The organism is Leucobacter sp. G161 (assembly GCF_001482305.1).
In the GTDB taxonomy this organism is placed as follows: domain Bacteria; phylum Actinomycetota; class Actinomycetes; order Actinomycetales; family Microbacteriaceae; genus Leucobacter.
Genome location: NZ_LOHP01000058.1, coordinates 21,476 through 33,899, shown reverse-complemented (window position 1 = coordinate 33,899; position 12,424 = coordinate 21,476). Strand labels below are relative to the sequence as shown.

Below are 12,424 nucleotides of genomic sequence, written 5' to 3'. Positions count from 1 at the left end.
GCGCAAATTGCATAGGCTTGCGACTATGCGTTTGATCCTTGCCTCGACCTCGCCCGCTCGACTCTCAGTGCTCAGGGGAGCTGGCATCGAGCCAGTGTGCTTTGCCCCGGAGGTCGACGAGGATGCGGAAGTGCGTGCGCGCGAGACCGAGATCGGACGGGCGCTCACGGCGCCGGAGCTCACCGAGTATCTGGGCCGGTTGAAGGCTGAGGACGTCGTGCGCCGCCACGCTGCCGACATCGCTGAGCTCGGAGGCGGGCTTGTGCTCGGCGGCGACTCGATGTTTCTGCTCGACGGCGAGGTGCTCGGCAAGCCGCACGTCCCAGATGTTGCCCTCGAGCGGTCGAAGCAGCACCGGGGCAAGACCGGTGTGCTGCACTCGGGGCACTGGCTTATCGACTGCACTGGCCTCGCCGCTGTCGCGCCAGCCGTCGGCGGAGTCGACACGGCGACGGTGACGCTCGCGGCTGACGTCACAGACGCGGAGCTTGCAGCGTACGTCGAGACCGGCGAGCCGTTGAAGCTCGCAGGTGGATTCGCGATCGACGGCCTTGCCGGCGCCTTCATCGAGCGCATCGAGGGCGCGCCGAGCTGCGTCATCGGCCTGTCGTTGCCTGAGCTGCGACGCCTCGTGCGCGAACTCGGGCACGACTACACCGCGCTGTGGAGCGGCGGTTCGCCGGTAACCGCTTAGCGCGCGGGGGCCTATAACCCCCTGCACAACATATCAATCACGAATTCTTCATAGTTAACGGAAATGTCACACCTAACTGAGATCATTCAACTATGAAGAAACTGCTTGTTGCCGCGTTGGTCGGCCTCTTTGTTATGACGGGCTGTAGCTCCGCACCCACTGTCGATACGCCGTCAGGTGACGTCGCAGAAACGACAGATGGATCCAAGCCAGCTGAAGATACGAAACCTGCCGAAGAAGGCACGCGCGACGCACCGTACCCGATTGGGTCGGTCATCACTGACGGAGACTGGACGCTTGTTGTTAACAGCGTTACCCTCGACGCAACCGAAGCACTCACCAGTGAGAACATGTTCAATGATGCACCGGCTGAGGGATCCCAGTACCTCATGGCGAATGTCACGGTAACGTACAACGGCGACAACGCAGACGGAGAGATGCCAGTGCCGGGAATTGCATACGTCACCTCTGAGGGAAATACGATCAACAGTTACGACAAGATGATCATCCCGCCCGAGCAGTTCGATTCCCTTGGGGTTCTCTACGCAGGGGCATCGACGACAGGCAACTATGCCTTCGAGGTTCCTACTGCAACCGCGGGCGAAGGTGTCCTCGCAGTAACCGCCCATATGTTGGGTGACAAGGTGTTTGTAGCTGTCCAGTAGAAAGTCCTGTTCCGATTGAGGAGACCCCCGCAAATGGTTTTTGCGGGGGTCTCCTCAATGGGAGCGGGGGTAGGAAAAGATCGGGCTCTCCGGTAACCGCTTAGCGCGCGGTGGCGTCCGCGCCGAGCGCTTGCGCGAGATCGGCGATGAGGTCGCGTGGATCCTCGAGCCCGATCGACATTCGCACGATGCCGGCGTCTGGCTTCGCATCCGCGCTGACCGGGCGGTGGGTGAGAGCGGCAGGGCTCTCGATGAGCGAGTCCACGCCGCCGAGCGAGACGGCGTGGGTGAAGATCCGCACTCGCTTCGTGAGTGCCTCGACCGCCGCGGCGCCGCCGCCCAGACGCACCGCGAGCATGGCGCCGGTTCCGGTGAACTGGGTGCCGAGCGCCCCTGACGGGTCTTCCCGCAGGCCGGGGTAGAACACCTCGGACACGTCAGTTTGTGTCGTGAGCCACTCAGCGACCGCGCGCGCTGATGCCTGCTGCGCGCGCACCCTGAGCGGGAGCGTCGTGAGGCCGCGGTGTAGCAGGTACGCGGCGAGCGGGTGCAGTACCGCGCCCGTGATCGCTCGGATCGGGCGGAGTCGGTTTGCATGGGCCTCAGAGCAGGCGATGACCCCGCCCAAGACGTCGCCGTGACCTCCCAAGTACTTCGTTGCGCTGTGCATGACAAGTGCGGCGCCGTGATCGAGCGGGTTCTGCAGCACGGGGGTCGCGAAGGTGTTGTCGACGAGCACCGGTACGTCGCCAGCCTGCTCGACGACATCCGCGATATTCACGAGTTCGAGCGTGGGATTCGCCGGCGTTTCGAGCAGCACGAGCCCGGTGTCGTCGCGGCAGGCGTCGCGCACCCCGTCCGGATCGCAAAAGGTCACCTCCGTGCCGAGCAGGCCCGTGGCGAGCAGATGGTCGGAGCCGCCGTAGAGCGGCCTGACCGCGACGACATGCCGGCTCCCATCGCTGCCTGCGAACGCGAGCAGCGCTGCCGAAAGCGCCGCCATGCCGCTCGCAAACGCCACGGCGGTCTCTGCGTGCTCAAGCGCAGCGAGCCCCGACTCGAATCGCGCTACGGTCGGGTTCCAGAGCCGGCCGTAGACGGCGCTGCCGCCCTCAGGGATCGTGCCGCCCGAGGCGAGGGCCTCGTAAGAGTCACCACCGCTGAGCAGATCCGGCAACGGGTTGGTCGTCGACAGGTCGATGGGGAGCGCGTGCACCCCGAGGCGTGCGAGGTCTGCTCTGCCCGCGTGCACCGCGAGGGTGTCGAGCTGCATGTCTGCGTCTTCCATGGCCCCATCCTGCCGATCACGGGTGTGTGCGTTGAGAGGCTCCCGGAGTAGGGTGAGGGGTTCGGCGTTACATCTCCCCGCGCGCGAGCAGTGCGACCGTGAGGGCGGCGATGGTCTCACCGTCCGCGAGATCCACCCCGATGAGCTCCTCGATGAGCGCGATGCGCTGATAGAACACTGAGCGGGAGAGCCGCGCCTGTTGCGCGGCGAGTGAGCGGTTCGTGGGGTAGGCAAGATACGCGGCGAGCACGAGCACGAGGTCGCCGCTGTGACCGGTGCCGCTCGCGCGATCGTGCGCGAACAGCGGATCGAGCATGGCCTCAGCGAACTCCTGGAGTTCAGGCACCCCGGCGAGCCCGCGAATGAGGTATGCCAGCGGCCGTTCCTCCGCGACCTGCACGGTCACCCGCGCATTCCGGTGGCCCTGGGAAGCGCTGCCCGGGGCGATCCCGACTGCCGCGACGCGTTCGAGTGATGAGATCAGTGCGCGCGGTCGGGTCGCGCTCACCCCGATGCTCAGGTGCGCACGCCACGACTGGGGCGTCGTCTCAGGCAGCATCATGCTGAGCTCGTGGGAGAGGCGGGCGGCGAGGGGATGCTGCTGCGGGGTTGGCCCCGGTGCGAGGCGCGGATCGTCTGGCGGGAACGAGACGAGCGCGAGGAGCGTGCGTTGGCCCGCGAACGCCTCGGGGGCCGGTGCGAGCACGACGCGGGCCTCTGGGGCGACGGCGCGGCGGAGCGCCGTCTGCAGGATCGCCGCCTCAAGCGACTCGTGCGCGCCGAAATCCCCGGTGCCGGTGAGCGTCGCGCCGAGCAGCACTCGCCCCTCGAGTGGGAGGCCGCCCGCCGCCAGCTGGCTGGCGAGCTCGCGCTCTCCGGTGTAACGGCCTGAGAGTACCGCGTCGAAGAGCCGTTTCGAGCCGAGATCGAGCCAGGTGTCGCCGTCGGCGTCAGCAAGCCGCGCGAGTGCGAGCGCGAACGCGCCGAGCTCGAGCACCGTCGCGCGTCCGGCCGGGTGGGGCGGGCCGGGGAGGGCTGTCAGTGAGCCCCATTTCGTACCCTGCGCCTCGACCGGGACGCGGGTCGCGCCGTCCGGCAGCTCGGGCGCAGCGCCGCGCACAAGGTGTTCCGGCGCTGCCCAGTGATCGAGCACAGAGGCATCGGCCCCTGACCAGGCGACGACCCGGTAGCCGGCGTCCTCGAGTACGACCTCGGAGCCGAGCGTCGCAGCGATGCGATCCACAACGTAGTCCACCGGGCTGCGGTTGAGGCCGAGCTCGGTGAGCATCGCGTGGACCTCGGCGCGTGCTTCGAGCGCCTCATTCTGCGCTGCAAGGACACGTTGGTGCACGCGCTGGGTGATCTGCACGAAGCGGACAACGCGGTGCAGCACGATGAGCGGGATGCCGTGTGCGATGCACGCCTCGGTCAGCGCTGGGGGCGTCGCGTCGAAGTGGGTGCCCAACTCAAACACGATTCCGGCGGGGTCGGTGGCGACGAGGGTGCGCATGAGCGTGTTGAGTTCGGCGGCCTCCCCGGGGCCTGCGGGCCAGCCCGCACCGGTCGTGAGGACGAGTTCGCCACCGTCGAGCAGTGCGGGTGCTTCGCGGCCAGCCACGACGTGCGCCCATCGGACGCGACGCTCGAGCCCCGTGTCGCCCGTCACAAGCTCGGGGGCGCCGGCCGTGAGCTCGGCGATCCCGAGGACGTCGCTGATGCTGGGGTACGGCTCAAGAGTTTCGCTCACATACAAAGTGTACGGAAAATGCGTGAAGTTGCGATGGTTTGCCGGGTGCTGCGGGCAAAGACCCCTGAAATACTGGGAACAACGCGGGCATTGACGCCCGAACATATTGCTTGAACACAGCAACTCGAGAGGTAGAGCAACAATGGCGCACATCCCCCATGTCATCGGCGGCGAGAAGATCGAGGCCGCTGAGCGGACCCAGCCCATCTTTAACCCGGCAACCGGCGAACAGCAGCACGAGCTCGGCATCGCCTCGGTCGAGACCGTCGAGCGCGCAGTCGCCGCCGCGCAGGCAGCCCTGCCGATGTGGCGCAAGACCAGCCTCACCAAGCGTGCGGATGTCTTCTTCAACCTCCGCCAGCTGCTCAAGCAGCGCACCCCAGAGCTCGCGGCAATCGTCACGAGCGAGCACGGCAAGGTGCTCTCGGACGCGGCAGGCGAGATCGCCCGCGGCCTCGAGAACGTCGAGTTCGCCTCAGGACTGCTGCACCTCCTCAAGGGAGAGCGCGACGAGCAGGTCTCGACCGGCGTCGACGTGCACTCCGTGAAGCAGCCGGTCGGCGTTGTCGCCTGCATCACCCCCTTCAACTTCCCGGTCATGGTGCCGCTGTGGATGATCGCCTCGGCAATCGCCTGCGGCAACACGGTTGTGCTCAAGCCTTCGGAGCGCGATCCCTCCGCATCGGTCTTCATCGCTGACCTCTTCCGCGAGGCAGGCCTGCCCGACGGCGTACTCAACGTGGTCCACGGCGACAAGGTCGCTGTCGACACCCTCCTCGACGCCCCCGAGGTCAAGGCGATCAGCTTCGTCGGATCCACCCCAATTGCGAAGTACATCTACGAGCGCGCGGCCGGCAACGGCAAGCGCGTACAGGCGCTCGGTGGCGCGAAGAACCACATGCTCGTGATGCCCGACGCAGACCTCGACATGACGGCAGACGCCGCAGTCTCGGCAGCATACGGCTCGGCAGGCGAGCGCTGCATGGCGGTCTCGGTTGTCGTCGCAGTCGGCGACGTCGGCGACGCGCTCGTGCAGAAGATCGCTGACCGCATGGCAGACCTGAAGATCGGTGACGGCACCGACCCCGCATCCGAGATGGGCCCGCTCATCACGCAGGACGCGAAGGATCGCGTCGAGTCGTACGTCGCAGGCGCGGCAGCCGAGGGCGCAACCGTCGTCGTCGATGGCCGTGAGGCTGAGTTCGCAGGCGGCGGATTCTTCACGGGCGTCTCGCTCATCGATCACGTGCAGACGAACAGCAAGGTGTACCGCGACGAGATCTTCGGGCCGGTCCTCGCGGTCGTCCGCGTCGACAGCTACGAGGACGGGCTGCAGCTCATCAACGACCACCAGTTCGGCAACGGCACCGCGATCTTCACCCGCGACGGTGGCGTCGCGCGCCAGTTCGAGTTCGAGGTTGAGGCCGGCATGGTAGGCATCAACGTGCCGATCCCCGTTCCCGTCGGCTCGTTCTCCTTCGGTGGCTGGAAGGATTCGCTCTTCGGCGACTCCCACATTTACGGCCCCGAGTCGATCCACTTCTACACTCGTTCGAAGGTCGTTACGACCCGCTGGCCGAACGCAGAGCCGTCGAAGGTTGACCTCGGCTTCCCGAGCAACAGCTAACCTCACTGCACGAGCAAAGGAGCATTACGAACATGGCTGATTACATCGACCTCAATGGCGGCGAGCAGAGCTTCGGCGACACCGACGCCCAGCGCGAGGTGCGCGCAAACGACCGCGACTACGTCTTCCACTCGTGGTCGGCACAGGGCGCGATCAACCCGCTGCCCATCGCCAAGGGCGAGGGCGCAACCTTCTGGGACTACGACGGCAACGAGTTCCTCGACTTCTCGTCGCAGCTCGTGAACCTGAACCTCGGGCACCAGCACCCCGGACTCGTCAAGGCCATCCAGGAGCAGGCGGGACGTCTCGCGACGATCCAGCCCGCGATGGCAAACGACGTGCGCGGCGAGCTTGCGAAGCGCATCGTCGAGCACTCTTTCGAGGGTGCCCGCTCGGTGTTCTTCACGAACGGCGGCGCCGAGGCGATCGAGTACGCCGTGCGCATGGCGCGGCAGTCGACGGGCAAGCGCAAGATCCTCTCGCGCTACCGCTCGTACCACGGCTCGACCGGCACCGCGATCACCATGACCGGTGAACCGCGCCGCTGGGCGAACGACGTCATCGACGGCGAGGTCGTACACTTCTTCGGCCCCTTCCTCTACCGCAGCGCCTTCTGGGCGACCACGCCGGAGGAAGAGACCGAGCGTGCACTCGCGCACCTCGAGCAGCAGATTCAGCTCGAGGGTGCGAGCACCATCGCGGCGATCGTGCTCGAGACCGTCACTGGCACCAACGGCGTGCTCGTGCCGCCGCCCGGGTACCTTCCCGGCGTCCGCGAGCTCTGCGATAAGTACGGGATCCTGCTGATCTGCGACGAGGTGATGGTCGGCTTCGGCCGCACCGGTGAGTGGTTCGCATACCAGGGCTTCGACGTGAAGCCCGACCTGGTGACCTTCGCGAAGGGCGTGAACTCGGGCTACGTGCCGCTCGGCGGCGTCGTGATCTCGGAAGACGTGCACAACGCGTTCGTTGACCGCGCATTCCCCGGCGGTCTCACCTACTCGGGTCACCCACTCGCGTGTGCTGCCGGCGTTGCCACCTTCGACATCTTTGAAGAAGAGGGCATCATCGAGCGCGTGCGCGATCTCGGCTCGCGTGTCATCGAGCCGCGGCTGCGCGAGTTCGCTGAGAAGCACAAGTCGGTTGGCGAGTACCGCGGCAAGGGTCTCTTCTGGGCTCTTGAGCTCGTCGTGGATCGCGAGACCCACGAGCCGCTCGTGCCATTCAACGCTGCGGGCGAGGCTGCGGCCCCGTTTAACGCAGTCGTTGCTGCGTGCAAGTCGGCTGGGCTCTGGCCGTTCGCGGCCGGCAACCGGCTGCAGATCGCACCGCCGCTGGTGATCAGCGAAGCCGATCTCGTGCGGGGGCTCGACATCATTGATGCGGCGCTCGACGTTGCGGATAGCTACTACACCGGCAAGTAGTTCTGTTCTCAAGAGGGGTCTGGTTGACAAAACCAGGCCCCTCTTGTGCTCCCCTCTATATCTTTTTCGAGAGCCGCGCCAGAATGGGAAAGGCACCCCAAAGACGGGGGATAGGTTTCCAAGGAAGGATCCGTTCTCATGAGCGCTCTCGAAGACATTCAGAAGTACGCCCCGGACGCGAGCGAAGCAGTCGTTGCGAATATGGAGAAGACGTACGCGCTTGCGCTGACGAACGCCGACGCTCGTCTCGTCTCCTACAGCGACCCCGCGGAGCTCGCCCGCGTGCGCGAGAGCTTCGTGAAGGGCAAGCTTGGTGTCACCGACTCCGACGCGTCCATCGACGAAGCGATTGCCACGGTCGGGGACCAGGTACCAGGCCACAAGCAGCGCCTGACCGTCTACTACCTCCTGGCGGCGCACTACGGCAAGCTCGGAGTCTTCGGAGGCTAGCTCGCGCAGCCCCTGCTGCCCCAGCCCTTTGCTGGCCGAGCCCCCTGCTGGCCCAACTCTTGTGCTGAGTCGATATGGACTGAGCGGGGCGCGGGGCGCGAAGGGTAGGCTGGGAGAGAACGCACCCCAGAGAGGCACCGTTGCTTGACGCGCTGACAGGCTTTGTCGTGGTTGGGTTCGCCATCTTCGTCGGGTGGATCCTCGGCCGAACGGGCGTGCTCGACGCGTCCTCGCGCGCAACGATGAGCCAACTCGTGTTCTGGGTGCTCTCGCCTGCGCTGCTCTTCGTCGTGCTGTCGCAGGCCGAGGTCGACATGCTGTTCTCCTCGCTGCTGCCGGTTTCTGCTGTTGCCGCGCTCGCCGTCATTGGCGTGTACGCGCTGGTGACGAAGCTGGTGTGGAAGCGGTCTGCAGCCGAGACCCTCATCGGGGCACTGGCGGCAGGGCAAGTGAACGCGAACAACATCGGCATCCCGCTCTCGCTGTACATTTTGGGAAGCGCGGCCTACCCAGCCCCGATTGTGCTGTTCCAGTTGCTCATCCTCACCCCGGTCTCGCTCTCCATCCTTGAAGCGGCGGCCGGTGGTCGCTTCCAGATCGGTGCGATTTGGCGTGCGCTGCGCAACCCCATCATCGTGGGCTCGGCACTCGGGGTTGCGGTCTCGGTGAGCGGCATGACCCTTCCGACGATCGTGTTTGCGCCGATCGAGTTCATCGCCAACGCGTGCGTTCCGGTGCTGCTCATCAGCTTCGGGGTGTCGCTCCATGGGCGCCGTGTGCTCAGCGCGGGCCCGCACCGGGGCGAGGTGATGCTCGCCAGCGGGCTGAAGCTTCTCGTGATGCCAGCCATTGCTTGGCTGAGTGCGACATACGTCTTCGGGCTCGTACCGGGGGAAGTGCTGATCGTCGTCGTGCTCGCCGCGTTGCCCTCGGCCCAGAACGTCTTCAACTACGCCCAACACTTCGGGGTCGGTGAGGCGGTGGCGCGCGACACCGTGCTGATCACGACCATCGGATGCGTGCCGATCCTGTTTCTCGCGACGGTGCTGCTCGGCTGATCCGTCGGCTACGGGGTGGGCCCCGTCGCAACCGGCATGTCCGGGTGATTCGACCACTGCGACCAGGAGCCCGGGAACAGCGCACCCTCGCCGCCGGTGAGCGCGAACGCGAAGAGCGCGTGGCTCGCGGTGATGCCGGATCCGCAGTAGAAACCAACATGCGGCCCATCGGAGGTGACCGCTGCGAATCGTTCGCGCAGTGCCTCCGCTGGCAGGAAGTGGCCGTGTGCGTCGAGGTTGCCTGAGGTTGGCAGGTTCTTGGCACCCGGGATATGGCCGGCGACGGGGTCCATGGGCTCGGTTTCGCCCGAGTAACGCTCGGCGGCGCGGGCGTCGAGCAGCGTGTGCTCGCGCGCGAAGCGGCCTGCGTCAGCAAGGTCGAGCGTGGGTGACTGGCCGGGAAAGAAGGTGACTGAACCGGGCGCTGGCGTTGGCTCCGCCTGCTCAAGGGGGAACCCTGCGGCCTCCCACGCGGGGAGCGCGCCGTCGAGCAGGCGGACCCGGGTGAAACCTGCGTCGCGCAGTAGCCACCAGAGTCGCGCGCCGCGAAGTTTCCGCCGCCGTCGTAGGCGATGACGGTGTCATCGGGGTGGAGCCCCCACCTGCGTGCGGAGTGGGTGAGCGCCTCGCCGCCGGGGAGCGGGTGCCGCCCGAGTGTCGCGGGGCCGTGATCCGAGAGTTCGGATTCGAGATCGACATACACGGCGCCGGGGATATGGCCCGCGAGATACGCCCGATGGCCGGCAGGTTCGGTGAGCGTCCAGCGGACATCGAGTACCCGGGTGCGCGGCCCGTCGGTGGTTCCCGCCTCTGCGGCGAGCACCGCCTGCAGCTCGCGGGCGCTGATGAGGAGGCCTGGCTCCGATGCGTCGATGCGTTCGCTCATAGTGCGATCGTAGGCGATGGGGCTTGGCGGGTGCCTGGAGCTATTGACTCGAAATTACATAGCCATGCTATGTAATTCTGGTACGGTGGTATCCATGAGTGATCTCACGCAGCAATCGTCGGCAGCACACGCGCACTCCGAGCTCGCGCTCGACCTCGTGCGTTCTGCTGCGAGATTGACGCGTGCCGCCAGCACAATCTCCGGCGTCACCTACTCCTCGATCGCGTGGCGCGTGCTCGCAGACATCGAACGCGAGGGGGCGACGCGAGTGACCGACCTTGCGGCAGCCCAGCGGGTCGCCCAACCCACGATGACGACCCTCGTGCAGCGGCTCGAGGGCGAAGGCTGGGTGGATCGAGTAGTCGACCCGGCTGACCGGCGCGCAACGCTTGTCGGCATCACCGCCCGTGGCGTCGCTGCGCTCGCCGCGTACCGCAGGGGTGCAGCGAACCTCATCACCCCGAAGCTCGCGGAGCTCGACGCGGCAGACCGCGCTGCGCTCGCTCGTGCCGCAGAACTCATGCTGAGCATCGCCAACGCCGTGTAGCCCCAGGGCTTCGCCCGCACCGAACAAAGGAACGCTTACGAACACTGCCGAGCCACGCCCGTCAATATTCCGTCAACCCACCGCAGTGTGGGCGATCGCGTTCGCCTGCGCAATCTCCTTCATGGGGATCGGGCTCGTCGATCCGATTCTGACAAAGATCAGCGCTGACCTCAACGCCACCCCGAGCGAGACGATGCTGCTGTTCACCAGCTACCTGTTTGTGACTGGCATCGCCATGTTCTTCACCAGCTGGGTGTCAGGTCGGATCGGGGTGAAGTGGACGCTCATCGCCGGCCTTGTCCTCATCGTGGTGTTCGCGGGCCTTGCGGGTTTCGCTGGATCGGTGGACGCGATCATCGGATTCAGGGCCGGCTGGGGCCTCGGCAACGCGCTCTTCCTCTCGACTGCGCTCGCCGCAATCGTCGGCGCCGCATCGGGCGGTTCACGGCAGGCCATCGTGCTCTACGAGGCAGCGCTTGGGGTGGGTATGGCCGTCGGGCCGCTCGTCGGTGGCGCACTCGGGGAGCTCTCGTGGCGTGGACCGTTCTTCGGCACCGCCGCGCTCATGGCAGTCGCCCTCGTTGCGATCCTCGTGTTGCTTCGGCTTCCGAGGCTCAGCGCGGCAGAGCGTGCCGCGGCCCGCACTGAACGACCGGACGTGCTGGCAGGGTTCCGTGCGTTGCGGCATCCGGCGCTGCTGTCACTGTCGCTCGTGGCCGTCTGCTACAACTTCGGCTTCTTTACGCTCCTGGCCTACAGTCCATACCCGATCGAAGCTGCCGCGGGCGCCGCGGGGCAGCACTTCGGTGCGCGTGAGCTTGGGCTCGTCTTCTTTGGATGGGGGCTCGCGCTCGCAGTCACCTCGGTGGTCGTCGCGCCGCTGCTCACCCGCCGCTGTGGGTTGCGTCCGGTGCTGTTCACCATGCTGGCGCTATTTGCGCTCTGTCTCGCCGCCCTCGCTGTCGGTGTCGCGTCGCTGCCGACGCTCATCACGCTTGTCATCGTCAGTGGCCTACTGCTGGGCGTCATGAACACGGCGCTCACCGAAGCGGTGATGGAGGCCACTGACCTGCCGCGAAGTGTCGCCTCTTCGACCTATTCGGGCGTGCGGTTCATCGGGGGCGCGATCGCACCAGCCGTAGCCGGACCGCTGGCCGCGTCGCTTGGAGCGGCGGCCCCCTACTGGCTCGGCGCCTGCGCCGTGCTGACGGCGATCCTCGTGCTGGCGGTGCGCGGCAAGCCCCTGGCACACATCGGCGCCGACAATCACCCAACACTGGCACCCGAGGGCATCGCTGAAGCGAGTGCGATTGCCGCTGGTGACGCCAGTTAGCGAGAGCAAGCGTGCGCTCCCGCTTTGTGTGAGGCGGGGAGCTACTTTCCGCCGGCCGCGAGGCGCATGAGATCCGAATCGAGATTGATCCCGAGCTCGGTGCCGCCCGCGCTGCCGTACGAGTGCTGGTAGGCATCCCAGCCCTCGCCGCGTGCGTTCTCGCGGAACCCGCTGGCGACGAGTGCGACGAGCTCCGTTGCGGCCCGATCCACCCGCTTGCCGAACTCACTGCTCGTCCAATCATCTGGCGAGCTCACGAGCGACGTGGGGGCCGTGACCGTGCGCAGGTACGCAAAGAACCCACGAAGCTGATCGTCTACGACGAGTGAGTGTCGCGGACTTCCTGCTGTGGCGGCGAGCAGCACCGGCGTGCCAATGAGGAGATCGTTGTCGAGCGCCTGGAAGAAGGCGGTAAAGAGCCCGCTTGCCGCGGCCTTGTACACCGGCGTCGCCGCAATGATGGCGTCTGCGTCGCGGAGGATCTCGGTTGCCCGCTCAAGCTCTGCGGAGACAAGCTGTGTGGTGAGTGCCGCCATGATGTCGCCAGCGAGTGGGCGCAGATCGATGACGCGCGCCTCCATCTCAATGCCGCGTCGCTTCGCCCCGGAGAGGGCCTTCGTCGTTGCGCGATCCGCGAGGAGGCGCGTGGTCGAGGGGTCACTCGTCCCGGCGTTGACGATGACGAGCTGCTTGATGTCTGACATG

General features: G+C 66.4%; 12 protein-coding genes and 1 pseudogene. 8 read left to right on the top strand and 5 right to left on the bottom strand.

Features of this window, described 5'->3' with window-relative positions:
• Positions 1–25 precede the first annotated feature (25 nt).
• Together AUL38_RS07040 and AUL38_RS07035 are read left to right on the top strand one after the other, a co-directional pair.
• Positions 26–694 (top strand): nucleoside triphosphate pyrophosphatase, encoded by a 669-nt coding sequence (locus tag AUL38_RS07040; RefSeq protein WP_059060526.1) that lies wholly within the window; start codon positions 26–28, stop codon positions 692–694.
• Positions 695–786: 92 nt separating this feature from the next.
• On the top strand, positions 787–1,359 hold the full coding sequence (locus AUL38_RS07035) for a DUF4352 domain-containing protein (RefSeq protein WP_059060524.1): 573 nt from the start codon (positions 787–789) through the stop codon (positions 1,357–1,359).
• 100 nt (positions 1,360–1,459) lie between these two features.
• On the opposite strand, the gene AUL38_RS07030 is transcribed toward AUL38_RS07035, so the two are convergent.
• Positions 1,460–2,647 carry a PLP-dependent aspartate aminotransferase family protein gene (locus tag AUL38_RS07030; protein ID WP_059060522.1) on the bottom strand — a complete coding sequence of 396 codons (1,188 nt, stop codon included), beginning with the start codon at positions 2,645–2,647 and terminating at the stop codon, positions 1,460–1,462.
• Positions 2,648–2,714: 67 nt separating this feature from the next.
• Positions 2,715–4,394 (bottom strand): PucR family transcriptional regulator, encoded by a 1,680-nt coding sequence (locus tag AUL38_RS07025; RefSeq protein ID WP_059060520.1) that lies wholly within the window; start codon positions 4,392–4,394, stop codon positions 2,715–2,717.
• Between the two features lie 142 nt (positions 4,395–4,536).
• Between AUL38_RS07025 and AUL38_RS07020 the strand changes: the two genes are divergently transcribed.
• The 4 genes from AUL38_RS07020 to AUL38_RS07005 all read left to right on the top strand — a co-directional run bounded on the left by AUL38_RS07020 (position 4,537) and on the right by AUL38_RS07005 (position 8,953).
• Positions 4,537–6,021, top strand: a complete 1,485-nt coding sequence (locus AUL38_RS07020) for a CoA-acylating methylmalonate-semialdehyde dehydrogenase (protein WP_059060518.1) — start codon at positions 4,537–4,539, stop codon at positions 6,019–6,021.
• Positions 6,022–6,053: 32 nt separating this feature from the next.
• Complete coding sequence (locus AUL38_RS07015) at positions 6,054–7,445, top strand: aspartate aminotransferase family protein (RefSeq protein ID WP_153006499.1); 1,392 nt, start codon at positions 6,054–6,056, stop codon at positions 7,443–7,445.
• Positions 7,446–7,583: 138 nt separating this feature from the next.
• Positions 7,584–7,895, top strand: a complete 312-nt coding sequence (locus AUL38_RS07010; RefSeq protein WP_059060514.1) for a DUF2853 family protein — start codon at positions 7,584–7,586, stop codon at positions 7,893–7,895.
• A gap of 167 nt (positions 7,896–8,062) precedes the next feature.
• Positions 8,063–8,953 carry an AEC family transporter gene (locus tag AUL38_RS07005; RefSeq protein WP_235590642.1) on the top strand — a complete coding sequence of 297 codons (891 nt, stop codon included), beginning with the start codon at positions 8,063–8,065 and terminating at the stop codon, positions 8,951–8,953.
• A gap of 8 nt (positions 8,954–8,961) precedes the next feature.
• Here AUL38_RS07005 and AUL38_RS17975 read toward each other — a convergent pair whose 3' ends face one another.
• Together AUL38_RS17975 and AUL38_RS17970 are read right to left on the bottom strand one after the other, a co-directional pair.
• Positions 8,962–9,246: a sulfurtransferase gene (locus AUL38_RS17975; protein ID WP_369795297.1), complete on the bottom strand. Its 285-nt coding sequence runs from the start codon at positions 9,244–9,246 to the stop codon at positions 8,962–8,964.
• A gap of 308 nt (positions 9,247–9,554) precedes the next feature.
• Positions 9,555–9,839: pseudogene (locus AUL38_RS17970) on the bottom strand (sulfurtransferase); the annotation flags it as partial.
• 94 nt (positions 9,840–9,933) lie between these two features.
• Between AUL38_RS17970 and AUL38_RS06995 the strand changes: the two are divergent.
• Positions 9,934–10,386 carry a MarR family winged helix-turn-helix transcriptional regulator gene (locus AUL38_RS06995; protein ID WP_059060510.1) on the top strand — a complete coding sequence of 151 codons (453 nt, stop codon included), beginning with the start codon at positions 9,934–9,936 and terminating at the stop codon, positions 10,384–10,386.
• A gap of 121 nt (positions 10,387–10,507) precedes the next feature.
• Complete coding sequence (locus AUL38_RS06990) at positions 10,508–11,719, top strand: MFS transporter (protein WP_083506684.1); 1,212 nt, start codon at positions 10,508–10,510, stop codon at positions 11,717–11,719.
• Positions 11,720–11,760: 41 nt separating this feature from the next.
• On the opposite strand, the gene AUL38_RS06985 is transcribed toward AUL38_RS06990, so the two are convergent.
• Positions 11,761–12,423 (bottom strand): CE1759 family FMN reductase, encoded by a 663-nt coding sequence (locus AUL38_RS06985; RefSeq protein ID WP_059060507.1) that lies wholly within the window; start codon positions 12,421–12,423, stop codon positions 11,761–11,763.
• Position 12,424: the final 1 nt, after the last annotated feature.